Genomic DNA, 23,282 nt, shown 5'->3' with positions numbered 1-23,282 from the left:
TTTGCACAGCGAAGCGTCATTTTGACTCGCAGAGCGCAGCGCTTTCTTTTATCTTTCTGCAAGAATGCACAGCTCACGCGATATCGACTGGGAAGATCTGCGCATGGTGCTGGCCGTCGCCGATGGCGCTTCGCTGGCGGCGGCGGCTCGGATCCTGGGCGTGAACCACACGACTGTGCTGCGGCGCGTCAACGCCTTCGAGGCGCGGCTGGGTATCCGCCTTTTCGATCGGCTGCCGACTGGCTATGCCCTCACCGCGGGCGGCGAGGAACTGCTGGGCGCGGCACGCACAATGGCCGAGACGGTCAATGAACTGGCGCGCAAACTGTCGGGGCAGGATCTCAGGTTCGAAGGCAGGTTGCGGGTCACCACCACCGATACGCTGATGGCGTCGGTGCTGCCGCCGATCCTGGCGGCGTTTCATAAGCTCCATCCCGGCATACGGGTCGAGGCGATGACGCAGAATTCCATCGCCAACCTGACGCAAAGGGATGCAGACGTGGCGATCAGGCCGGTGTCGCAACCGCAGGAAATCCTGGTGGGCCGGCGCATTTCGGGCGTCGCCTTCGCCGCCTACGCGACACGTTCCTACGCCGAAACGCTACCCCCGGAGCCGAGATTGGGTGCGCTGCGCTGGATCGCGCCCGACGACAGCCTAGCCAACACCGGCGTCGCCCGCTGGATGCGGTCGTCGCTGCCCGATGTCGAGATCGCCATGCGCGCCGATTCCCTGGTGACGATGTCGCATGCGGCGGGCGCCGGTATCGGGGTTGCGGCGCTGCCCTGTTATCTCGGCGACAGCCTGCCCGGGCTTGTAAGGATCGGAGGGCTGATCGAGGAGATTGGCTCGGCGCTGTGGGTGCTGGTGCACGACGATTTGCGCCGCACGGCGCGCGTCCACGCCTTCACCAAATTCGTCTCCGGCGAATTGCAGCAGCGGCGCGACCTTCTTGAGGGCAGGCTCGGCGGCGGTAGGCTCGAGACGCACGCCAGCTGACGCGCGGGCTCAACTCCGCAACAAGCTCCCAAGCTCTGCGACGGTCATCACGCGCCCGAACACCTTGCCTATGATGTCGAGGGTTGCATTGTGCGATGCCTCGTCCAGTCCGCCATTGGCGTCGCTGATGAAAGCCACCTTGTAGTCGCGCATGAAGGCGCTCCGCGCGGTGGATTCGCAGCAGATGCTGGTCACGGTGCCGATGATGATCACCGTGTCGACCCGGCCTGCGCCACGGATGTTGCGCAACACCGTCTCGAGCTGCGTGTTGTGGAAGGCATCGTAGCGGTGCTTCTTGATGACGACATCCCCAGGCAAGGGCGCAAGCGCGGCGACGATTTCGGCGCCGGCGCTGCCTTCCCGCATTCCTTTGGTTTTCAGCTTCGGCTGATAGCCGGTTTCCAGCGGCGAGATATCGAAATGGTCGCTGAGCACATGCTGGGTGTAGATAACCGGGACGCCTTGCGCGCGGCAAAGCTCGACCACCTGCCGCATCGCCGGAATGCGATGGCGGGCCATGGCCACTTCCATGACGGCGCCCTCATCGACGAAGTCGCTTTGCATGTCGATGACCAGGAGGGCTGCGCGTTGCTTGTCGAACGCCCATGGTTCGTCGCCGGGCTGGGGCATTGCGTGTTTCCTGTTTCCGACGTTGATCAGGTGAGCAGCAGGCTCTTCATTGAGACATCGCAATTCCTGCCGATGACGATGTGATCGTGGATAGATGGAGAGATCAAGGTCGTGGCAATCTCGCAGCGAGTTCCGGGATTTGTTTGGGCGACTTGACGCGTCCTCCCTTGGCCTACGGGTCGATGACCGCGATCGCATCGATCTCTATCAGGTAGCCGGGAGACATCACCGCTATCCCGACCACTACGTTTGCCGGCTTGTGATCGCCGAACAGCTCGATCTGGGCCGCTTCGATGATCGGCACGTGTTCGTCGCGTTTGTAATCGACGATGTAGATCGTGATCTTGCAGACTTGCTCGGGCCGAGCGCCGGCGGCAGCAAGCGCTCGGCCGAGATTCCCGAACGCCAGGCGCGCCTGGACTGCGAAATCACCATGGCCAACGAGCTTGCCGTGTATGTCTTCTGGCTGCTGGCCCGAGACGAACACCAGCTTGCTTCCTGTCGCAACGACGACCTGGGAGTACATTTCCGGAATCGGCAGATCATTTGGATTTATGCATTCGAGCGTCATTGAATAGATCTCCTGCAATGGCTGTGGCTGCTTCGTATTCGCGGGTCTACCACATTGTCGCCGAAGCGGGCGCTTCCGTCGCACTATCACTTCTACACCGCAAGCGTGGGCGTTTGAGCCAAGCCGGAATGTTGCTGATTGGCTCGCGAGCGGTGGCGTTTGGGATGACGGCACCGGCGCCCATCAGGCTCAGATCAGCAGCAGGCCCTTCATCGAGGCGTTGCCTTTCTTGCCGATGATGATGTGGTCGTGGACGGCGATGCCGAGCGGCTTGGCGCTGTCGATGATCTGCTTGGTCATTTCGATGTCCGCACGCGATGGTGTCGGATCGCCGGAAGGGTGGTTATGCACCAGGATGACGGCGCTGGCCGATAGTTCCAGCGCGCGCTTGATCACTTCGCGCGGATAGACCGGCGTGTGGTCCACGGTGCCGACCTGCTGTACCTCGTCGGCGATCAGCACGTTCTTCTTGTCGAGAAACAAGATGCGGAACTGTTCGCGGTTCTCGAACGCCATCGCCGAGCGGCAGTACGCAAGAAGCTGCGTCCAGTTGGACAGCACCTCGCGGTCGCGAACCTCGGTCCGCGCCATGCGCTGCGCGGCAGCGGCAATCACCTTCAGGTCGGCCGCCACGGCGGGGCCGATGCCCTTCACCTCCTGCAGCAGCGCCACCGGTGCGCCAAGCACTTCGCCAAAAGTGCCGAAGCGCGCCAAGAGCGCCTTGGCGATCGGCTTGGTGTCGACGCGCGGGATCAGGCGAAACAGCAGCAGTTCGAGAAGTTCGTAGTCGGGCAGGGCGTCCGCGCCGCCGGCAACGAAGCGCTCGCGCAAACGGTCGCGATGGCCGTGATAGTGTGGCTTCTCCGCCGATTTGTCTCTTGGTGCCTTGTCCTTCGCCGGTGGTTCAAGCCACCGCTCGGAGAAGAACCCCCGTTCGTCGTCACCGCTGTTCCCCATCCATCCCCCACACTCCCCGAAGGCTTCGACGGCAGATTAGAGCGGTAAGCAGCGCGCGGTCGAGTTTTTTCGGCGACGGCGCCTCAAAGCTGCGGCTTGAGGCGATCTTGTTTTCAGCTGACCGGCGGCAGGCCGGGGCGGTCGAGCTTGTTTGGCGACAGGGTGAAAATCTCGCAGCCAGTTTCGGTGACGCCGATCGTGTGTTCGTACTGCGCGGACAGCGAGCGGTCGCGCGTCACCGCCGTCCAGCCGTCCGACAGCACTTTCACATGCGGCCGGCCAAGATTGATCATGGGCTCGATGGTGAAGATCATGCCCGGCCGCATCTCGACGCCTTCCGAGGCGGTGCCATAGTGCAGGATGTTGGGTGCGTCGTGGAACAGCTGGCCAACGCCGTGGCCGCAGAAATCGCGCACCACCGAGCAGCGCTCTGCCTCGGCATAGGTCTGGATGGCGGCGCCGATGGCGCCGGTGCGGGCGCCGGGCCGGACCGCCGCGATTCCGCGCATCAGGCACTCATGAGTGACTTCAAGCAGGCGTTCGGCGGCGCGCTTGATGGTGCCGACGGGATACATGCGCGAGGAATCGCCGTGCCAGCCGTCGAGGATGTAGGTGACGTCGATGTTGACGATGTCGCCATCCTTCAACGGCTTGTTGTCTGGAATGCCGTGGCAGACGACGTGGTTGATCGAGGTGCAGGACGATTTGGTGTAGCCGCGGTAGTTGAGCGTCGCCGGTAGCGCGCCTTGGTCCATGCCGAATTCGAAGACGAAACGGTCGATGGTCTCGGTGGTGACACCCGGCTGGACCATCGGCACCAGTTCATCAAGGCAGCGCGCGGTGAGATCGCAGGCCTTGCGCATGCCGGCAAATCCTTCTTCGCCGTAGAGGCGGATCTGGCCGGTGTTCCTGAGGGGTGCCGTGGCGGCGTCGAGATAGGTGACCATAGTGTCCGTTTGCCTGTAAGCGGGCGGCGCATATCAGCCCGTTAGAAAATTTCCCCAGATTTGGCACTGCAAGCCGCAAGGTTCAAGGAAGAACTGCCGGCAATGGACTGATACTGGCGATATTCCTGGCTTGCGCGGCCGCTCAGATGACATCCAGGTGCGCGATCTCCTCCGAATGCCGAGATCGCACTGACGACACATTTTCGCGCAAAAGCAGCCAAAGCAACTTTTGACGACGAACGGCGTTGCTGTGGTCGACGCCAGTTCGGGAGATATAGAATGGACAGATTGCAATTCGAGGTGCCGGTGCGCATCGCGCCCGCGCCCGGGCTGCCGGTAGAGGAAATATACAGCGTCGAACAGGCGCTGGATATCCTGCATGACTGGCCAAAGAAGCGACAGGGCAAGGTCTATGAAGCGGCGTTCAATGCCTGTTTCGGGGCCACGGTGGATGTGGTCAGGACTGAGGACGCATGGCGCGCCTTCATGGCGTTTTGCCGGGTCAGTGGCCTGCTGGCCAGGGACATGATGGTTACGGCCAAGCGCGCCGGCGAGGCGAGGGGCCTGAGGGTCTAGAGTTCTGCTTGGCCTGGAGGCCGGCCAACCGCCTCGTTCCAATCGGCGCGGACTCCGCGGCGTTAAGGTTCCGTTTCCGACTTCACAGCTAGGCATGAGCCATAGAGCAGCGTCTGATTCGTTGCGTCGGTTTCATGGTGCAGAACATGTCTTCAGCCAATGTGCGTACCTTCCCGCTAGATCGGCAGACCGTGCTGGTGCGCGAGGTCGCCGCAAGGCTGGGCAGACTGCACGGCGACACGGCCACGTCGTTCTGGAAGGCCACGGCGCGCGAACTCCTCGACAAGGCGGTCGCGGCCGGCTGCGATGCGGCTTCGGCGGCCAACGATGTCCGCCGGTTTTTCGCCGCGGTCCAGGACGAGATGCATTTCAAGGCGGACGATGCCGCACCAGGGCAGCGCCGGATGCGCACCCGCCCCTAGCCTCAAAACACACGCGCTCATCATTGTGTGGCCAACCGTGGACCGGTCTTGGCGTCGACGTATCTCGGGTCTTACGCTGTCGATTGTGCCGTCCCAGCCACGGCGAGCGCCTTGTTGAACGCGAGACAGGCGATGAAATACTGGTCGCGCTCGGCCCTGGCGACGTCGGTCATCGCCAAGGAAATCGTCGAGCGCTATGGCGGGACTATCATGCCGGAGACCTGCCTGACGGCCGCCTTTGCAAACAGTGGGTCTCAAGGCGGCTTAGCGCAAGGCGTCGGCCTCTCGGCGATCCCTGTGCCGACCCGATCCGAATCGGCTATGCCTGCGCGATGCAGGAAACGTCTCTCTACATCCCGGTGAAGCGGTTTCTCGAGAGCCTGGAATTCACGGTGAAGGGCGAAGTCGGCCACTGCGATATCGTGGCGGTGCGCGACGGCGAGCCGCCTGTGCTGGTCATCTGCGAACTGAAATTGCAGTTCAACCTCGAACTGGTGCTGCAAGGTGTCGATCGCGCGGCGGCATGCGACGAAGTGTGGCTGGCCGCGCGCATGTCGGCGCGTGGCAAAGGCCGCGAGCACGACCGCCGTTTTCGCGCGCTGTGCCGGCGGCTCGGCTTCGGGCTTCTGGCTGTCAGCGGCAAGGGGGAGGTCGAATTGCTGCTCAGCCCGGCCGCTCTGCCGCCGCGTCGCGATCCAAAGCGGCGCTCGCGGCTGATGGAGGAACACCGGCGCCGGCGCGGCGATCCGGTGGTCGGCGGTGGCTCGCGAGCCCCGATCATGACGGCCTACCGGCAGGATGCGCTGGCCTGCGCCGCAGCCATGACCGACGGGCCGAAACGCCCGCGCGATCTGAAAGCGATTTCGCCGCGCGCGGCCAGCATCCTATTGGACAATGTCTATGGCTGGTTCGCCAGGGCCGAGCGCGGCGTCTACGCGCTGACCGAGGGTGGCCACGCGGCGTTACAGCGCTGGCCGCAGGTAGCGCACGACCAAGGGTGAGTGGCCGGAGATTGCCGCGAGCAGGCGCCGAGTGAAACCTCGGCACGGCAGCCGCTGTTCGCCGTTTCAACCGATGCGCCGCGTCACCCTTCCAGCCGCTGCTAGTTCGGCGGCTGCCGCGAGGCTTCCTGTTTTCCTGAAAGATCTGGTACGCCCAAGGGGAATCGAACCCCTGTTACCGCCGTGAAAGGGCGGTGTCCTAACCGCTAGACGATGGGCGCGCTCAGACGAAGCGGCTTATAATTGCGTTGTTGCCAACCGGCAACCCATCAGCCGCCAGATGCGGAAACTTTTTTCAAGAGGGGCAAGAAAAGCCAGTTTGGTGAGCCAGCGCAGGTTTCTGGCCTCGCGTCGTTGCACATCTTTGGATGAACGCGCCGCGCAGTCGTCATCCTATGGTCTTCGCTGCGTCGCTGCGCGCCTTGCTTCGCCATAGGATGACGAAGTCGCGGGTGCCTCGGCTAATCTCGAACGTCGCTGATAGCTAATCGGGAAAAACGGCAGGCTGCTAACGGCCCCTCGGCGCGTTTGCCGAATGGGGATGCTAACCCCGCCGGCGGCAGCGCCAGTTCCAGTCGCGCTCGGGGCCGACGTCGACGTGAACGGATTCGGTATGGCAGTAGGTGCCGACGCCGCCGCGGCCGGGCATGGTTCGGATGTAGCTCGCCAGTTCCCATTTGGAGACGCCGGGAACCTGGATGTCGGCGGCGGCGCAATACATGTGCAGCGAATTCTTGGCGCCGTTGGCGCGGCGGTTGCGGGCCGGGTCGCGGTAGCCTGATGTGACCATCATCTTGCGGCCGTAATGGCCTTCGATGGTCTTCAGCACACGCACCAGCGACGGCTTCAGGCAGGCGACGTCGACGCTCTCGTTTTGCTTCAACAGGCCATTGGGCGCCAGCCGGGCGAGGCCGGCGGCGGAGGCCACCTGATAGGCGCCGCCCGAACCCTCGTCCTCGTTCAGGTCGACGTCGCTTTCGTCGTCGAGGCCGGATTTGCGCTTGATCTCGAACAGCGCCGTCTGGCGCACGCCGGGCAAGGCATCGCTGCCGGTGATGTGGTTGCTCTCGTTGCCAAGCGAGGCAAGCTGCAAGGGCTTGTCGGCGGAATTGGCTGACGCTAGCGTGATGATCGGCTTTGCCGGGGCGGCCTTCTGGGAAGCAACCGCAGGCTGTTCGCCCGAGCGCGAGTTGACCAGCGGAGCAGGTGCCGCCGAGGTTGGCGTGGTGCTGAACAGTGAGGCCAGGAAGCCCTTCTTCGGCGTGTCGATCTGCTGGGGCGCGGCGGTCACGTAGACCTCGTTGGTCGCGGGCGCCGCTGCCGTCGCTTTCGGTGCGGTCACGCCGGCATCGGCGGCGGCGATCTTCTGCGCCACGGCGTCCGTTGCGGCCGCCGTCTGTGCTGACTGCTGCAGCGACTGCGGCGTCTGGCCGACAATGGTTTCGGAGCCGGCGGGAACATTGACCGGGAAGCCGGTGCCGGGCTTGGCCACCGGCACATAGGCGACCTGCTCGGGCAGTGTCGCATCGCCCGCTGCCGTCATCATCATCTGCGGCCCGGTGGATGTGACCTGCACGGTCGAATCGCCCGGCGCCGCAGGGCTGGCGCCGGAAGCCGCGGAGATGTCAGAAGCGGTCGCGTTGTAGCCAGGCATGCCGACGGACATTGTGGGGTCGCCAGCGGAGGTGCAGGACGCCAGAAGCACGGAGAAAAGCGCTGCCGCTATAGTGCGACCTTCTCTCCCCGCGAGACGCGATCCTACTGATTTCAAAACTAAATTCCCCCTCGGTGTCCGGTCGGCCTGCTATTGGTGCGGCGTCGAAACGTTCACATCCAATAACCTTGTGTTCCCAAGCCGGAAACGAGACTTGTGTCAATTCTGCAAGCCTCTGAATTATTTGCTCGTTGGAGGCCAATTGAGGCTTCTTGAAGGTTGACGACACCATTTCGCCCCGTTTTGCCGGCTCGTCAACTCACCAGACATTACATTCCGTTACACACAGGCACCTGCAAAAAGGTGCCGGCCGTTACACACGCACCTTCACATAGGTGCCGGGGGCATCACCCAGGGTTTTCATGTGCTTGCCCGGTTTGCGGGCCGGAACGAGGGTGTCGTCCTGGGTCTCGATCCAGTGCTGCCAATGCGTCCACCAGGAGCCGGGATGCTCCACCGCGGAGGCGAGCCACTGGTCAAAATCGCCTGTCGGTTTGCCGCCGGTCCAGTACTGGTATTTCTTGGCTGCCGGCGGGTTGACGACACCGGCAATGTGGCCGGAACCAGCCATCACAAACTCGACGTCACCGCCGAAATATTGCGAGCCGAGAAACACGGAAAGGGCCGGCGCGATGTGATCTTCCTTCGACGCCAGGTTGTAAACCGGGATGGTGACGTCGGCCAGCGACAAAGTGCGGCCGGCGAGTTCCATCACGCCACGCGTCAGATTGTTCTCGAGATAACAGTTGCGCAGGTAGAAAGAGTGGTTGGCGGCCGCCATGCGGGTGGAATCGGCGTTCCAGTAGAGCAGGTCGAAGGGAAGGGGATCCTTGCCGCGCATGTAGTTGTTGATGACATAAGGCCAGATCAGGTCGCCCGAGCGCAGCATGTTGAAGGCGGTCGCCATCTTGGTGCCGTCGAGGTAGCCCTTTTCGTTCATCGATTTCTCGACCGCTGCCACTTGGTCCTCGTCGACGAAGACTTTCAGGTCGCCGGCATGGGTGAAGTCGACCTGCGTGGTGAAGAAGGTCGCCGATTTGATGCGGTTGTCGCCTTCCTGTGCCAGCAGTGCGAGTGCGGCCGCCAGCAGCGTGCCGCCGACGCAATAGCCGATGGCGTTGACCTCTTTCTCGCCGGTCGCCTTCTCGATCATGTCGAGGCCGTATTGCAGGCCCTCCCGTATGTAAGCTTCCCAGCCCTTGGCGCCGTGCCGCTCGTCGGGATTGATCCAGGAGATGACGAACACGGTATGGCCTTGCTCGATCGCCCAGCGGATGAAGGACTTTTGCGGGTTGAGATCGAGGATGTAGAATTTGTTGATCCAGGGCGGGCAGATCAGCAGCGGGCGCTTGAGCACCATCTCCGTCGTCGGATCGTACTGGATGATTTCGGCGACATCGCTGCGGCCGACCACCTTGCCGGGAGATGTCGCGACGTTCTTGCCGATCTCGAAGGGCGAATAGTCAGCTTGTCTCAGCTTCAGGTCGCCCTTGCCGGCGGCGATGTCTTCGGCCAGCATCTTCATGCCGCGCACCAGGTTTTCGCCATTCGAGGCAACGGTTTCTCGAAACAGCTCCGGATTGGTCAGGATGAAGTTCGAGGGCGAGATGGCATTGGACACCTGCTTGACGTAGAAGCTCGCTTTGTGGCGGGTGTGGTCGTCGAGGCCCTCAGCGTGCTCGACCAGGTCGGCCGCCCAGCGCGAGGTGACGAGATAGGCCTGTTTGAGGAAATCGAAGAAAGCGTTGCGACCCCATTCGGGGTCTTGAAAACGCTTGTCGCCGCACTCGGGCTTGACCACATCGTCCGGCGCTTCGGCATTCGGGCTAACCTTCTGGATGGCGTTGCCCCAGACCGTCATGTAGCCGGCGAACAGTCGCGTCTGCGCTTCCAGCGCGCGTTGCGGGTCGGCCAGCCAATATTCGCTGAGCTTGGAAAAGGTTTTGACCATGTCGACCACGGGTTCGGCGACATGATCGCGCACCTCGCCCTTTTCGCGCGGCTCGGCCCAGGCGGAGGCGGCTTTGCCGGCCTGCTCGACCATGCGCGCCATGTTCAACGCGAAGCGTTCCGGGTCTTTCACCAGATATTGCTCGACGGTCGAAGATTGATCATCTTCCGCTTTGCTCGAATCAGGTGTTTTGGACATGGCTCGCGGGGTTCCTCCCGAGGCGTTTTCTTGACATATTATCATGGGACATCTGACCGGGTCCAATGCGCTGTACCCCGGCTGCCAGGAAAACAATATGACGATTAACACCGGCAAGACCATTTTTTCGGGGGCAGGCCGCTTTTGCCGCGTCGCGGTTGCAATCGCCTGTCTGACGCCAGGGCTGCTGGCGGCAAGTGGCTGCACGAGCGCCAACACCGGCAACGGGATGAATGTCGGCCTGACCCAGGGCGCGCAGGACACCGGCTCTTATCCCAATCTCAACATCCCACCGCAGGTGGCGGCAAAGCAGCTCACCCCTGAGGAGACGCAGGCCAAGCTTGCCCAGTTGAAGGGCGAACAGCAGGGGCAAGTGGCCAAGGGCGGCGGCGGTGCCCCGTCCACCAGCCCGGCGGCGCTGAATTCGCTGGCGAAGAACCATGGCAAGGACACGCTGAAGCAGATCGAAGCCAAATGCGATCCCGCCCTCGACCCTACCTGCAAATAAGGCTATATCGCGCGCCGAAAGCGGTCTTTGCCAAAGGCGCCTAGCCAAGCCAACTGTGCTAAAGCCAATCTTAAATCGTCTGGAACTGACATGGAAGAATTTCACAAGGTCCGCCGGCTTCCGCCCTACGTGTTCGAGCAGGTCAACCGGCTGAAGGCCAGCGCCCGTTCGCGCGGCGCCGACATTATCGACCTTGGCATGGGCAATCCGGACCTGCCGACGCCGAAGGCGATCGTCGACAAATTGTGCGAAGTGGTGCGCGATCCGCGCACGCATCGCTATTCCTCCTCGCGCGGCATCCCAGGTCTGCGCCGCGCCCAGGCCGCCTATTATCAGCGCCGTTTCGGCGTGAAGCTCAATCCCGACACGCAGGTGGTGGCGACGCTCGGTTCGAAGGAAGGCTTCGCCAATATGGCGCAGGCGATCACCGCGCCGGGCGACGTGATCCTGTGCCCCAACCCGACCTATCCGATCCATGCTTTCGGCTTCATCATGTCGGGCGGCGTCATCCGTTCGCTGCAGGTCGAGCCGGATGACGGCTTCATCCCGGCGCTCGAGCGCGGTGTCCGTCATTCGATCCCGAAGCCACTGGCATTGATCCTCAACTATCCGTCGAACCCGACGGCGCTGGTCGCCTCGCTCGATTTCTACAAGGACGTGGTCGCCTTCGCCAAGAAGAACGACATCATCATCCTGTCGGACCTTGCCTATTCGGAGATCTATTTCGACGGCAATCCGCCGCCTTCGGTGCTGCAAGTGCCGGGCGCCATCGATGTCTGCGTCGAGTTCACCTCGATGTCGAAGACCTTCTCCATGCCCGGCTGGCGCATGGGCTTTGCCGTCGGCAATGAGCGGCTGATCTCGGCGTTGACGCGGGTGAAGTCCTATCTCGACTACGGCGCCTTCACGCCGATCCAGGTGGCGGCGGCGCATGCGCTGAATGGCGACGGCGCCGACATCGCCGAAGTGCGCGAGGTCTATTTGAAGCGCCGCGACGTCATGGTCGACGCCTTCAGCCGCGCCGGCTGGACCATTCCGGCACCGGCTGCCTCGATGTTCGCCTGGGCGCCGATCCCGGAGCCGTTCAAGCATCTCGGCTCGCTTGAGTTTTCCAAGCTCCTGATCGAGCACGCCGACGTGGCGGTGGCGCCGGGCATCGGCTTTGGCGAGCATGGCGACGATCATGTCCGCATCGCGCTGGTCGAGAACGAGCACCGGATCCGGCAGGCGGCGCGCAACATCAAGCGCTTCCTGGCGTCCAGCGCCAAGCAGCCGAACAATGTGGTGCCGCTCGCCGGGCATCGCTAAAGTCGCCGCACATCTTATTCGAGTAGATTTTTTGAGGGGCGTCGCCGGGCATGGCTGAAGCGTTGCGTGTTGGAATTGCGGGTCTGGGTACGGTTGGCGCCTCGGTGGCGCGCGTGCTGCGCGACAAGGCAGCGGAGCTGACGCGCCAGTGCGGACGCGATGTCATCGTCACCGCTGTTTCGGCTCGCAATGCCAAGCGCGACCGTGGCGTCGACCTCAGCGCCGCCAAATGGTTCGATGATCCGGTGAAGATGGCGCAGACCGCCGACATCGACGTCTTTGTCGAGTTGATCGGCGGCGATGAAGGCCCGGCGCGTTCGTCGGTCAAGGCAGCACTTGAGGCTGGGCGCCACGTCGTCACCGCCAACAAGGCGCTGTTGGCCAAGCACGGCGTGGCGCTTGCCGAAATCGCCGAGAAGAAGGGCGTGCTGCTCAACTACGAGGCGGCAGTTGCCGGCGGCATCCCGGTCATCAAGACGATGCGCGAGGCGATGGCCGGCAATTCGGTCACCCGCGTCTTCGGCATCCTGAACGGCACCTGCAACTACATCCTGACCCGCATGGAGGCCGAGGGCATCTCCTTCGACGAGTGCCTGAAGGACGCGCAACGGCTGGGCTACGCCGAAGCCGATCCGACTTTCGATATCGAGGGCCATGACACGGCGCATAAATTGTCGATCCTGACCAGCCTGGCCTTCGGCACCAAGATCGCCGCCAACGACATCTACATGGAAGGCATTTCCAATATCAGCCAGGCCGATATCCGCGCTGCCGCCGATCTCGGCTACCGGATAAAACTGCTCGGTGTCGCGCAGCGCACCGACAGCGGCATCGAGCAGCGCGTGCACCCGACCATGGTGCCGACCGCGTCGGTGATCGCACAGGTGCATGGCGTGACCAATGCGGTGGCCATCGAAACCGACATTCTGGGCGAGCTGCTGCTCTCCGGCCCCGGCGCCGGCGGCAACGCCACCGCGTCCGCCGTGGTCGGCGATATCGCCGACATTGCCAAGAGCCGGCCGGGCTTCCAGCACGGTCCGGTGTTCGGCCTGCCGGCCAAGGAACTGCGGCCCTACAAGAAGGCGCAGATGCGCAGCCATGCCGGCGGCTATTTCATCCGACTGACCGTGCATGATCGCATCGGCGTCTTTGCCGCGATCGCCAAGCGCATGGCCGACAACGACATTTCGCTGGAATCGATCGTCCAGCATGCCGTCAGCGGTGAGACCGACGCGCAAAAGACGGTGATCCTGGTCACCCACGAGACGACGGAAGCAGCGGTGCGCAAGGCTGTCGACGGCATCACCAAGGACGGCCACCTCACAGACAAGCCGCAGGTTATCCGCATCGAGCGTGCGGGCTAGGCCAAGTCATTTTTCTCCTTTAACCGATTGATGCTGCTGCTGAAAAGTGGTTTCGGACGCCATAATGCTCTATCTCTTTGATTTGGAGCCGGATTGAGATTTCAGGTCGAACCCACCAATCATCATCGGGTTCTGGCGGAGGCGTGAGCCGCGAGATCAAGGCGCGTCACCAGGAGGTGGAAAAGTTGAGACTTTCCTGTTTAGCCGTCGCATATTGCCGGAAATGACAATCTGTAGACTACGCTCCCTATGACGGGCGACAAACGCTTCTTCCTCGATGTCAGGCAGTCGGCGACCGGTGTTTCCTGGGAACACCGGTTGAGCGAGCGGCAGGACATGACTGCGCTGGCCATAGCGCAGGGCCACGGCGTGCCCGACATTGTGGCGCGCGTGCTCGCCGGGCGGGGCGTCACCGCGGACCAGGCCGAGCGCTTCCTCGATCCGACGATCCGCAATCTGTTGCCGTGTCCGGCTTCGCTGACCGACATGGGCAAGGCTGCGACCCGCATCGCCGAAGCGGTCATGGCCAAGGAGAAGGTGGCAATCTTCGGCGACTACGATGTCGACGGCGCCGCCTCTTCGGCGTTGCTCAAGCGCTTCCTGACACATTTCTCGGTGCCTTCGGAGATCTACATTCCCGACCGCATCTTCGAGGGCTACGGCCCCAATCCGGAGGCTATGCGCGAACTGGTCTCGCGCGGCGCGACGCTGATCGTCACCGTCGATTGCGGCACCAACAGCGCTGTCTCCATCGATGCCGCCAAGGCCGCAGGCGCCGATGTGGTGGTGCTCGACCACCATCAGGTCGGCGGCCCGCTGCCGGAGGCGACCGCAGTCGTCAATCCCAATCGCGAGGACGACCTTTCCGGGCAAGGCCATCTGTGCGCCGCCGGTGTCGTCTTCCTCACTCTGGTGCAGACGGCGAGGGTCCTGCGCAGCCGATTGCCCGACGCATCGCCACCGGACCTGTTGTCGTTGCTCGACCTGGCGGCGCTGGCCACGGTTTGCGATGTGGTGCCGCTCATCGGCGTGAACCGCGCTTTCGTCGTCAAGGGACTACAGATGGCGCGGCAGCAGAAGAATGAGGGGCTCGCCGCACTGGCGCGGGTGTCCCGCATCGGTGAGCCGATAAGCACCTTTCATCTCGCCTATCTGATTGGGCCGCGCATCAATGCCGGCGGCCGCATCGGCGATGCGGCACTCGGCAGCCGGCTGCTCGCCACCGACGATCCGGTTGAAGCCGGGACCATTGCCGAGACACTCGACCGGCTCAACCAGGAACGCCAGCAGATGGAGATGGAGATGCTGGCAGCGGCGCGCGCCGAGGCTGACGCCGAACTTGCCGGCGGCAACGGGCCGGCCATCATCCTCACCGCCAGCACCAATTGGCATCCCGGCATTGTCGGCTTGATCGCCTCGCGGCTGAAGGACCATGCGCGGCGGCCGGCCTTCGCCATCGCCTTCAACGCCAATGGCATCGGCACCGGCTCTGGCCGTTCGGTGTCGGGCTTCGATCTCGGACGGCTGGTGCGCGCAGCCGCCGATGCCGGGCTGATCGTCAAGGGCGGCGGCCACGGCATGGCCGCCGGCATCACGGTGGAACGCGGCAAGCTCGGCGAACTCCGTGCTTTCTTCGAGGAGCGCGCGGCGGCCGAAGTGTTCCGGCTGCAGGACGAAGAAAGTCTGGCCGTCGACGGCGCGCTCGCCGCCGAGGGCGCGACGATTGCTTTGCTCGATGCGCTGGAAAAGGCCGGGCCTTTCGGCGCCGGCCATGTCGCGCCGGTGTTCGCGCTGCCGCGCCATCGGCTGGCCGACGCGCGGGCCGTCGGCACCAACCACATCCGGGCTGATCTGCAGTCGGAAAGCGGCGGCCGCATCCAGGGCATCGCCTTTCGATCCGTCGATACCGCGCTGGGCGAATTCCTGTTCAAGAACAGGGGCAACACGATCCATGTCGCCGGCTCGCTGTCGGGGAATTATTGGAACGGCAACCGTACGGTGCAGTTCCGCATCACCGATGCGGCCAAAGCCTGACATTGCCGAATTGGTTTAAGCGAGAACCGTCTGCAGCCGCTTCAACTCGCTGATCTGCGCCATCGTCGCCTGGTAACCGACGCTGATCGCCTCATCCGCGCGGTGGAATTCGGTCAAGCCGATATGGCTGAGTTTCGGTTGCAGCGACATGTCGGGCGGGTCGCCCGCCAGCCTTGCGCGTGAAATCCGGTCCTGGATGATGTTGAAGGCTTCGACCATGACGCCGGTGATGCCGAGACGGCTCTGGTGCGGCTGGTGGTCGGGGCTGGCCTGGCCTGGCCGGGGCGCGTCCTTCTCGATGAGCAGTTCGCCGGCGCTGTGCTTGATGACGGCGGCGCGGCCGAACAGATCGTAGTGAAGGTTGACCGCGACGACCAGCGGCTGCTCGTAGGCGCGGCAGACCGAAACCGGAACCGGGTTGACCAGCGCGCCGTCGACCAGAATGCGGCCGTTGCAATTCACCGGTTCGAACACGCCGGGCAGCGCATAGGAAGCCCGCATCGCGGTGATCAGCGAACCGCTGGACAGCCAGATCTCATGGCCGGTGCGAATTTCGGCGCCAACGGCCACGAAGGGTTTCGTCAGATCCTCGAAGCGGATGCCTGCCATGTGCTCGCGCAGCCTGACGTCCAGTTTCATGCCGCCGAACAGGCCGCTGCCGCGCAGATTGAGGTCGAGCAGGCCGAAGATGCGCCGCTTGGTCAGGCTGCGGGCGAACTCCTCGAGTTCGTCCAGCTTGCCGGCGAGATAGCAGCCGCCAACCAGCGCGCCGATCGAGGTGCCGGCGATCATCGAGACTTCGATGCCGGCTTCGTCGAGCGCGCGCAGCACGCCAATGTGCGCCCAGCCGCGTGCGCAGCCGCCGCCCAGCGCGAGCGAAATGCCTGTCTTGCCCGCGGGTTGCGGGTCAGGCACCCCGCCGGACGATGAGGGGCCATTGGCCTCCCGCACGTCCGGTCTGCTACGCAATGACGCCCACTCGAGCATCATGATCTCCCTTGTCCCGCGTCCGTTCTACAGGAAGGACGTTTGAGAATAGTGAATATGAGTGGTTTGCGACTGTTGAATGGTTCACGCGGGCTTCCGATACGTTTTTTCCGCATCGAACAGCGGCGTGCTGCCATCGTCGGCAAGCGTTGCCTTGCCGCCGATTAGCCCCACCGTCCGATAAAAACATGAACGCCGGCCGGTGTGACAAGTTGCGTCGTGGCCCAACACTTTGACGCGCAACCATATGGCGTCCTGGTCACAATCCGTGAGCATCTCGACGACGGTCTGAAAATTGCCTGATGTTTCGCCCTTCTTCCACAGCGTGCTGCGCGAGCGCGACCAGTAGTGCGCGATGCCGGTTTCGAGCGTCAGCGCCAGCGCCTCGGCATTCATATGCGCGACCATCAGCAGCATACCGTCAGCGGCGTCGGTGACGACGACGGTGACCAGCCCGGCAGCATCGAAGCGCGGGGAAAACACCGCGCCTTCTTCGAGAGCCTTCTTGTCTGATGGAGCCTTGGGAAATGTTAGTGCCGACATCGCCGGTCCTTGATCTAGCGATGCCGGCGAGAGGCTTACGCCCCGAGGCCGCGCACCATGGTGACGAAACGGACCTGTTCCTCGGGCGTGTCCTTGAACACGCCGGTGAAGGTCGAGGTCAGCGTGGTGGAGCCCTGCTTGCGGATGCCGCGCATGGCCATGCACATATGCTCGGCCTCGATCATGACGGCGACACCGCGCGGATTGAGCACGTCCTGGATGACGCCGGCGATCTGTGCGGTCATGGCCTCCTGAGTCTGCAGGCGATGGGCGAAGATATCGACCACACGGGCGATCTTGGACAGGCCGACGACCTTGCCGTCCGGGAGGTAGCCGACATGCGCCTTGCCGATGATCGGCACCATGTGGTGCTCGCAATGCGAGTGGAACTGGATGTCCCTGACGATGACGAGATCGTCATAGCCGGCGACTTCCTCGAAGGTGCGGCCGAGTTCTTCGGCCGGGCACATGTCATAGCCGTTGAACATTTCGAGAAAGGCCTTGGTGACGCGCTTGGGCGTGTCGATCAGGCCCTCGCGGTCCGGATTGTCGCCGGTCCAGCGCAACAGCGTGCGCACGGCGGCCTCGACCTCGGCTTCGCTCGGCCTGTCGGTGACCGGCTTGTCCAGATAGTCGGAAGGGGGCATGATTTTCTTGATGACGGCATCCATAAAGGCGTCTCCCGTAGTTCCTCTCTCAGGAGGAACGAGTTGAACGGACCACGACCTTTCGGGTGCTGAAAACTCGCCCGGTTTCCAGCCCGCAAGCGGCGTGAACGAAATGGGCAAGGACGATGGCTCTGCGTTGCCTTGTCGATACCCGACTGCCAGCATTATATATGGTCGTGCGCAGCGAATGAAAGACGCCACAGCGGCAATCGCTGTTCGCTTGGCGGCGACGGATTGGAAAAATATGATTGACGACGTCTACAATGCGAAAATTCTGGGTTTTGCCGGAAACATCGCCCGCATAGGCCGGCTCGATCATCCGGATGCGAGTGCCAAGGCTCATTCCAAATTGTGCGGCTCGACGGTAACCGTCGACCTCAAGATGGACAATGGCGTCGTCACCGATTTCGCTCATGACGTGAAGGCCTGCGCCCTCGGCCAAGCCTCGTCCTCGATCATGGCTCAACATGTCATCGGCGCCAGCGCCGACGAATTGCGGGCGGTGCGCGACACCATGCTGAAGATGCTCAAGGAAAATGGCGCGCCGCCGCAAGGCCGCTTTGCCGATCTGAGATATCTGGAGCCGGTGCGCGACTACAAGGCGCGCCATGCCTCGACCATGCTGACCTTCGATGCGGTCGTCGATGCCATCGGTCAGATCGAGAAGAAACGCGCCGAAGAAGCAGCGTGACATAGCGCAGACTTCGCGCAGGCCATGACGGAGGAAGTGCTTGCATTGGTTGATGGTGGCTTTGGGCGTTGCGGTTTCGCTGGTGACGAGTGGCTATGCTGCCGGAGAAGAAAGCGCTTCGCAGCAGAAGGCCGCCACCTATCTCTTTGACAAGCTGGCTGGCTGCTGGAATATCCCAGTCGGCGACGGATCAGTGATCACGATCACGCGCGTCCAAATCAGCCTGAACCGGGATGGTTCGCTGGCGGGACCGCCAAAGGTACTCAACCCCGCGACAGAGCCACAGGGCAAGATGTTCAATCAAAGCGCAGTTCGGGCAATTGCCCGTTGTGCGCCCTTCACTGGCCTTGCCGCTTATGTCGACAGCTACCAGGCTTGGCGCGAGATCACTGTCAATTTCGACGCCCGAGACATGTCATCCACCCCGCAGCAGAAATAGAAGCCGAACGCTAAGATTACGCCGGCTTAGGTCTGCAGTGTCTGCGCCCGTCTGCTTTCGGCAAATTCGCTTCTCACCCAGTCGGCAAACGCCTTGACCGGTTCCGGCAGGTCCTTCAAACTCTTGGCGACCAGCCAGTAGGCGCCGGATGCGACATCAATGTCGAACGGCTTGATCAGCGCGCCGGATGCAATCTCCTCGCCGATCTGCAACAGGTCGCCCAGTGCCACGCCGTGGCCGAGCAGGGCCGCCTGCTTCGACAGCGACACATCCGCCAGCATAGGGCCGCGCGCCGGAATGGCGTCGGCGGCGACGCCGGCTGCCTCGAACCAGCGCGCCCAGCCTTGACGATTCTCCTCGTGCAACAGCGTGTAGCGGGCAAGGTCGAGCGGCTTTTCGAGGGCAGGGCCCGATGCCAGCAAGGTGGGCGACAGGACCGGTGAATCGACGGTCGAGGCTAGCCATTCGGCCTCGCTGCGCGGCCATGAGGTGGCGCGCGCGCTGAAGCGCAAGGCGAGTTCGGGCTGATCGCTGCGGAACTCGATCGGCCTTGGGTCGACTTCGAGGGAAACGTCGATATCGGGCCGCAACTGGCTGAAGCGGTTGAGCCGCGGCAACAGCCATACCGAGGCCAGCGACGGCTCGACACTGACGCGGACCACCGACTGCGCCGGGGCAGCCACCAGGTCCGAAAGCAGCCTGTCGATGTCGTCGAAACTCCTGACCAACTGATCGAGCAGGCGCTGGCCGGCCTCGGTCAGCTCGACGCGGCGGTGATGACGGCGGAACAAGGGCTGGCGCAAGAACTGCTCGAGTTCGCGGATCTGCCGACTGATGGCGGCCTGCGAGACGAACAGCTCCTCGGCGGCCCGGCTAAAGCTCAATTGCCGGCCGGCTGCCTCGAAACTTCGCAACGCCGTCAGGGGCAACCGTCCGCGCTTCATTTCGCATAACCCGAAGTTATCCGAACCGGAAATTATACTCGTTTGAAGGCGAAGGCCAGCGGGCGTCTAATCCGCTCTTAGAGGAGACACGGATATGATCCAGTTTCTGGAAATCTTTGGCGATGTGATGCGGATCGCGACGTTTCAATGGCGTGGCGACAGGCAGCATCATGTGCAGCGCACCGAGCAAAGGCCGGCCACCCGCTGGGCGGCTCCAGCGGAGCGGCATCCCTTTCGCCGCTCGCGACCCTGAAGCCGACAAAGAGGCGAGTGAGTGAAGAGGATTGCGTTTGCCGGCCGAAGCTCACATCTATCGGTTTGGAAACGCAAGCTGACCCGGAAGCCGGTTTCGGGTCGCGTTCGGAAAGAGACTGCGGTGGGCGACCAGCATCGGCATGTGCATGCCGCCGGACGGACCCGGCGCGGGCGCAACTGGCCCGGTCCCTGGCGCAAAACACCCGGCCGCATTTTCGGCACGTCGCTGGTGCGCCTCTATCAACTGACGCTGTCCGGATTTGTCGGCAATTCCTGCCGGCATCTGCCGACCTGTTCCGAATACGCGCATGAGGCGATCGCCCGCCATGGTCTGTGGGCCGGCGGCTTCATGGGGCTGTTCCGCGTGCTGCGCTGCGGCCCTTTCGGTTCGCATGGCATCGATCGCGTGCCGGAGGTACTCGATCAGCGCTATGTCTGGTTCATGCCATGGCGTTATTGGCAGATCGGCAGGAAGCGCGGCGAGGCCTGACGGCGGGCGCGCTGGTCCCTGATCCAGATCGCCAGCGCGGCATTCTTTACAATCCGGTAAGGTTAACAACGGGCTGCACAAAGACTGCGCATTTGAGTCAAAATCGAGCCAAGACACTTCGCTAAGCGCCTCCTGTTCATTCCCAGGAGAGCCCACATGCGTCGGATCGAAACCCATCCCTTCATCATTGCCGCGGTCCTCTTCCTGCTGGCCTGGTTTCTGGGATTTCCGATGCGGGCGCAATCGGCTCCGCTTGGCGATGTCGCCTGCACGCTTATCCAGGACGCGGCGAGCGGCGAGACGCTCTATCAAAGCGGCGTCTGCGACCAACGCGTCAGCCCGGCGTCGACCTTCAAGGTGCCGCTGGCGCTGATCGGCTACGACAGCGGTATCCTGAGCGATGCGCATACGCCGACCTGGGACTACAAGCCTGAATTCAGGGCCGTGAGCCGCGACCACAAAGCCGTCGACCCGACGATCTGGGAGCGCGACTCGATCGTATGGTATTCGCGCGAGATCGTGCGCCGGCTCGGCGCAAAAAGCTTTGCCGGCTACGTCTCGAAATTCGGCTACGGCAACATGGATGTCTCGGGCGATGCGCGACAAGGACAACGGGCTCACGCAATCCTGGATAAATTCCTCGCTTGAGATATCGCCGGTCGAACAGACAGCCTTCCTGCGCCAGCTGCTCGCCGGCAAGATGCCGGTTTCTGCCAAGGCGCATGAGATGACCCGAGCCATCCTGCCGACTTTCCAGGCCGGCGGCTGGACGGTGCGGGGCAAGACCGGCAGCACCAGGCTGGGAAACAGCAAGGACAAGCGCGCGCTGGGCTGGTTCGTCGGCTGGGCCGAAAAGGGCGGCCGCCGGATCGTCTTTGCCCGGCTGGTCGTCGACACCAAGCCGATCGACATGCCGAAAGGCCCGGCGACACGCGCGGCGTTACTGAGGGAGTTGCCGCAACTCGTGAAGTGAGTTGCCGCGACAAATCCCGGCGGCTGTGCCAATGACCGCTGCGGAAATGTATCAGTCGACGTTCCGGCTCGTGGACTCTGTCGGTCGTCGCCCTTACAATCCCGGTCCTGTTGCTCTTGAAAGCAATGCACCACATGACCGAAGGACGCGTCCAACGCCGTCTTGCCGCAATTCTGGCCGCTGACGTGGTGGGGTATACGCGCCTGATGGGCAGCGACGAGGCCGGCACACTTGCCGATCTGAAGGAGATACGGGCCTACCTTATCGACCCAAATATGGCCGAGCACCAAGGTCGCATCTTCAAAACGACTGGCGACGGCATCCTCGCCGAGTTTCCAAGTGTCGTGAACGCCGTGGCTTGTGCCGTTGCTATGCAGCGTGCCATGTCGGGTCGCAGCGCAAAACTGTCCGAGGACCGAAGAATACAATTCCGCGTTGGGATCAACCTCGGTGACGTAATCGTCGAGGATGACGATCTGTTGGGTGACGGCGTGAACGTGGCGACAAGGCTCGAAGGCATCGCTCCTGTTGGAGGTGTTATGGTTTCGGGCACGGTGCGAGATCACCTCGGAAACCGGCTTGAACTGCAATTCGACGACATTGGTGAGCAGATACTTAAAAATATTGAACGCCCCGTGCGAGCTTATGCGGTGCGCCTCGACGGTCCCGAAGCGGCCCCCATTTCGCCGGCGTCGCTTGCTGATAAGCCATCCATCGCTTTGCTGCCGTTCGTCAATATGAGCGACGACCGTCAGCAGGACTACTTTGCGGATGGGATCACAGAGAACGTCATCACCGGATTGTCTCGGTTTCGCGATCTTTCCGTCATCGCCAGTAATTCGACGTTTGCTTACAAGGGCAAAGCCACGAAGATACAGGATGCCAGCCGAGAGCTGGGTGCCCGCTATATCTTGGAGGGCAGTGTACAGAGGTCGAAGGACCGGGTCCGGATTACCGCCCAGCTCATTGACGGCAAGACTGGGCGGCACCTTTGGGCAGAGCGCTACGACCGAGGCATCGAGGACATCTTTGCCGTGCAGGACGATGTCACTGAAAGAATAATCGGCAGTTTAGCCACAGCGTACGGAGGCCGACTGTTAAAGGCGTGGCAAGAGCGCCCGGAAGTCGCGGGGACGCGGAATTTTGAGGCGCTGGACTATTTCGTGCGCGGCATGGAGTCTCTCAACCGCTACACAAAACAAGACAACTTGCGTGCTCGGGAACTCTTTGAGAAGGCAGGCGAACTCGATCCGAAGTTCGGAAAGGCGTTTGCCAAGCTCGCTTGGACGCACATGATCGACGCAAGCGACGGTTGGAGCGCGAATCCCGAGGCTTCACTGGCATGTGGCCTGAAATACGCCAATTTGGCGATCGTACGGGACGACGCCGAGGCATGGGGGCACTATGCGCTCGCAGGGCACTGCCTATTTTGCGGACAATACGAACGCGCTATCGTTGAGTATCAACGGGCCCTTGAGCTTAATCCAAATGACGCCGACGTGCTGTTGGATTACGGTTCCTGCCTAAGCTATTGTGGGAGGGCACAGGAAGGCCTTGAGACGGCGCAAAAAGCCATGCGTCTCAACCCTCACTACCCCGAGTGGTACATCCTACAGATTGGCCAGATTTACTACGACGTTCGCAGATATCGTGAAGCGATCGCGGCGTTGGAAGGTCTACGAACCCTCGACACCGTATACCAACACTTATACCTGGCAGCGAGCTACGCGGCTTTAGGGCGCGAAGACGAAGCGCAGCAGGTCATCGAGCACATTTTGCAGCTGGAGCCGCGAGCCACAATCACGATGAGAACGACCTCGGATATGGCGCCATACAAGAACTCAGGTGACTTGGAACATCTTCGCGAGAACTTGCGCAAGGCAGGCCTGCGCGAGTGAGTGAAAGCTCGCGCTAGCCTTGAACGGCTGCAAAGTGGCGGTCCTTGGTCGTTCCGATCGGGGAGGCCGATGGCAACGTTCAACTGGAATTCAAACTGACACACTACCAGCGCTCTTTACCTCACACCGTGCTGCCTCTAAAACCCGCCCGCTGCCGGATGCCTCCGGCTTCACACCACGACCACCCGCGCTCGTTTGCGGGACTGGATAGGAGAT

Annotated in this window: 23 protein-coding genes, 1 tRNA gene and 1 pseudogene; 14 read left to right on the top strand and 11 right to left on the bottom strand. The window is 62.6% G+C overall.

Annotation, left to right across the window (positions count from 1 at the left end; translation table 11 throughout):
* The first annotated feature begins 64 nt into the window (after positions 1–64).
* Positions 65–997: a LysR family transcriptional regulator gene (locus NKI31_RS02950; RefSeq protein WP_352650320.1), complete on the top strand. Its 933-nt coding sequence runs from the start codon at positions 65–67 to the stop codon at positions 995–997.
* 9 nt (positions 998–1,006) lie between these two features.
* On the opposite strand, the gene NKI31_RS02945 is transcribed toward NKI31_RS02950, so the two are convergent.
* The 4 genes from NKI31_RS02945 to map form a co-directional block, all read right to left on the bottom strand.
* Positions 1,007–1,627, bottom strand: a complete 621-nt coding sequence (locus tag NKI31_RS02945) for an isochorismatase family protein (RefSeq protein ID WP_352650318.1) — start codon at positions 1,625–1,627, stop codon at positions 1,007–1,009.
* 172 nt (positions 1,628–1,799) lie between these two features.
* Entirely contained in the window at positions 1,800–2,198 is a 399-nt protein-coding gene (locus tag NKI31_RS02940) for a RidA family protein (RefSeq protein WP_023681625.1), read from the bottom strand.
* Between the two features lie 189 nt (positions 2,199–2,387).
* Entirely contained in the window at positions 2,388–3,155 is a 768-nt protein-coding gene (gene radC / locus NKI31_RS02935; RefSeq protein WP_352650316.1) for a RadC family protein, read from the bottom strand.
* Positions 3,156–3,268: 113 nt separating this feature from the next.
* On the bottom strand, positions 3,269–4,102 hold the full coding sequence (gene map, locus NKI31_RS02930; RefSeq protein WP_023681623.1) for a type I methionyl aminopeptidase: 834 nt from the start codon (positions 4,100–4,102) through the stop codon (positions 3,269–3,271).
* 279 nt (positions 4,103–4,381) lie between these two features.
* On the opposite strand from map, the gene NKI31_RS02925 reads away from it, so the two are divergent.
* From NKI31_RS02925 to NKI31_RS02915, 3 genes are all read left to right on the top strand, one after another.
* Entirely contained in the window at positions 4,382–4,678 is a 297-nt protein-coding gene (locus NKI31_RS02925) for a DUF982 domain-containing protein (RefSeq protein WP_023688240.1), read from the top strand.
* A gap of 146 nt (positions 4,679–4,824) precedes the next feature.
* Positions 4,825–5,100, top strand: a complete 276-nt coding sequence (locus NKI31_RS02920; protein ID WP_352650314.1) for a DUF6074 family protein — start codon at positions 4,825–4,827, stop codon at positions 5,098–5,100.
* 332 nt (positions 5,101–5,432) lie between these two features.
* Positions 5,433–6,101 (top strand): DUF2161 domain-containing phosphodiesterase, encoded by a 669-nt coding sequence (locus tag NKI31_RS02915; RefSeq protein ID WP_023688243.1) that lies wholly within the window; start codon positions 5,433–5,435, stop codon positions 6,099–6,101.
* Positions 6,102–6,247: 146 nt separating this feature from the next.
* Here the strand turns inward: NKI31_RS02915 and NKI31_RS02910 are convergent.
* The 3 genes from NKI31_RS02910 to phaC all read right to left on the bottom strand — a co-directional run bounded on the left by NKI31_RS02910 (position 6,248) and on the right by phaC (position 9,964).
* Positions 6,248–6,322, bottom strand: a tRNA-Glu gene (locus NKI31_RS02910).
* Positions 6,323–6,645: 323 nt separating this feature from the next.
* On the bottom strand, positions 6,646–7,767 hold the full coding sequence (locus tag NKI31_RS02905; RefSeq protein WP_245275043.1) for a D-Ala-D-Ala carboxypeptidase family metallohydrolase: 1,122 nt from the start codon (positions 7,765–7,767) through the stop codon (positions 6,646–6,648).
* 361 nt (positions 7,768–8,128) lie between these two features.
* Positions 8,129–9,964: a class I poly(R)-hydroxyalkanoic acid synthase gene (gene phaC, locus NKI31_RS02900; RefSeq protein WP_352650311.1), complete on the bottom strand. Its 1,836-nt coding sequence runs from the start codon at positions 9,962–9,964 to the stop codon at positions 8,129–8,131.
* Positions 9,965–10,061: 97 nt separating this feature from the next.
* Here phaC and NKI31_RS02895 point away from each other — a divergent pair, with 97 nt between their 5' ends.
* The 4 genes from NKI31_RS02895 (at position 10,062) to recJ (ending at position 15,178) form a co-directional block, all read left to right on the top strand.
* A complete protein-coding gene (locus tag NKI31_RS02895; protein ID WP_023753345.1) occupies positions 10,062–10,472 on the top strand; it encodes a hypothetical protein in 411 nt (136 codons plus the stop codon).
* Between the two features lie 90 nt (positions 10,473–10,562).
* Positions 10,563–11,780, top strand: a complete 1,218-nt coding sequence (locus NKI31_RS02890) for an LL-diaminopimelate aminotransferase (RefSeq protein WP_352650309.1) — start codon at positions 10,563–10,565, stop codon at positions 11,778–11,780.
* 50 nt (positions 11,781–11,830) lie between these two features.
* Positions 11,831–13,144: a homoserine dehydrogenase gene (locus NKI31_RS02885; RefSeq protein ID WP_023815393.1), complete on the top strand. Its 1,314-nt coding sequence runs from the start codon at positions 11,831–11,833 to the stop codon at positions 13,142–13,144.
* Between the two features lie 249 nt (positions 13,145–13,393).
* A complete protein-coding gene (gene recJ / locus NKI31_RS02880) occupies positions 13,394–15,178 on the top strand; it encodes a single-stranded-DNA-specific exonuclease RecJ (RefSeq protein WP_352650306.1) in 1,785 nt (594 codons plus the stop codon).
* Positions 15,179–15,193: 15 nt separating this feature from the next.
* On the opposite strand, the gene NKI31_RS02875 is transcribed toward recJ, so the two are convergent.
* The 3 genes from NKI31_RS02875 to folE form a co-directional block, all read right to left on the bottom strand.
* Positions 15,194–16,165, bottom strand: coding sequence for a patatin family protein (locus NKI31_RS02875; RefSeq protein WP_023667624.1), 972 nt, complete (start codon positions 16,163–16,165; stop codon positions 15,194–15,196).
* Between the two features lie 84 nt (positions 16,166–16,249).
* Positions 16,250–16,708, bottom strand: a complete 459-nt coding sequence (hisI, locus tag NKI31_RS02870; RefSeq protein ID WP_023695458.1) for a phosphoribosyl-AMP cyclohydrolase — start codon at positions 16,706–16,708, stop codon at positions 16,250–16,252.
* 35 nt (positions 16,709–16,743) lie between these two features.
* On the bottom strand, positions 16,744–17,379 hold the full coding sequence (gene folE / locus NKI31_RS02865; RefSeq protein WP_023667622.1) for a GTP cyclohydrolase I FolE: 636 nt from the start codon (positions 17,377–17,379) through the stop codon (positions 16,744–16,746).
* 241 nt (positions 17,380–17,620) lie between these two features.
* On the opposite strand from folE, the gene NKI31_RS02860 reads away from it, so the two are divergent.
* Positions 17,621–18,067 (top strand): iron-sulfur cluster assembly scaffold protein, encoded by a 447-nt coding sequence (locus NKI31_RS02860; protein ID WP_023707147.1) that lies wholly within the window; start codon positions 17,621–17,623, stop codon positions 18,065–18,067.
* Between the two features lie 40 nt (positions 18,068–18,107).
* Positions 18,108–18,506 carry a cell envelope integrity protein TolA gene (gene tolA / locus NKI31_RS02855; protein WP_156933417.1) on the top strand — a complete coding sequence of 133 codons (399 nt, stop codon included), beginning with the start codon at positions 18,108–18,110 and terminating at the stop codon, positions 18,504–18,506.
* A 26-nt stretch (positions 18,507–18,532) separates the two neighbouring features.
* Here the strand turns inward: tolA and NKI31_RS02850 are convergent, their stop codons facing one another.
* Positions 18,533–19,450, bottom strand: a complete 918-nt coding sequence (locus NKI31_RS02850) for a LysR substrate-binding domain-containing protein (protein WP_023725698.1) — start codon at positions 19,448–19,450, stop codon at positions 18,533–18,535.
* Positions 19,451–19,544: 94 nt separating this feature from the next.
* Here NKI31_RS02850 and NKI31_RS02845 point away from each other — a divergent pair, with 94 nt between their 5' ends.
* From NKI31_RS02845 to NKI31_RS02830, 4 genes and pseudogenes are all read left to right on the top strand, one after another.
* Entirely contained in the window at positions 19,545–19,703 is a 159-nt protein-coding gene (locus NKI31_RS02845; protein ID WP_023667618.1) for a hypothetical protein, read from the top strand.
* A 123-nt stretch (positions 19,704–19,826) separates the two neighbouring features.
* On the top strand, positions 19,827–20,195 hold the full coding sequence (gene yidD / locus NKI31_RS02840) for a membrane protein insertion efficiency factor YidD (RefSeq protein WP_023667617.1): 369 nt from the start codon (positions 19,827–19,829) through the stop codon (positions 20,193–20,195).
* Between the two features lie 156 nt (positions 20,196–20,351).
* Positions 20,352–21,168, top strand: a pseudogene (gene blaOXA, locus NKI31_RS02835) (class D beta-lactamase).
* A 134-nt stretch (positions 21,169–21,302) separates the two neighbouring features.
* Positions 21,303–23,066, top strand: coding sequence for a tetratricopeptide repeat protein (locus NKI31_RS02830; protein ID WP_352650303.1), 1,764 nt, complete (start codon positions 21,303–21,305; stop codon positions 23,064–23,066).
* Positions 23,067–23,282: the final 216 nt, after the last annotated feature.

The sequence above is a fragment of the Mesorhizobium sp. M0659 genome, assembly GCF_040320605.1.
GTDB lineage: Bacteria > Pseudomonadota > Alphaproteobacteria > Rhizobiales > Rhizobiaceae > Mesorhizobium.
The sequence above is the reverse complement of the archived record's forward strand: the minus strand, read 5'-3'. Positions and strand labels throughout refer to the sequence as shown.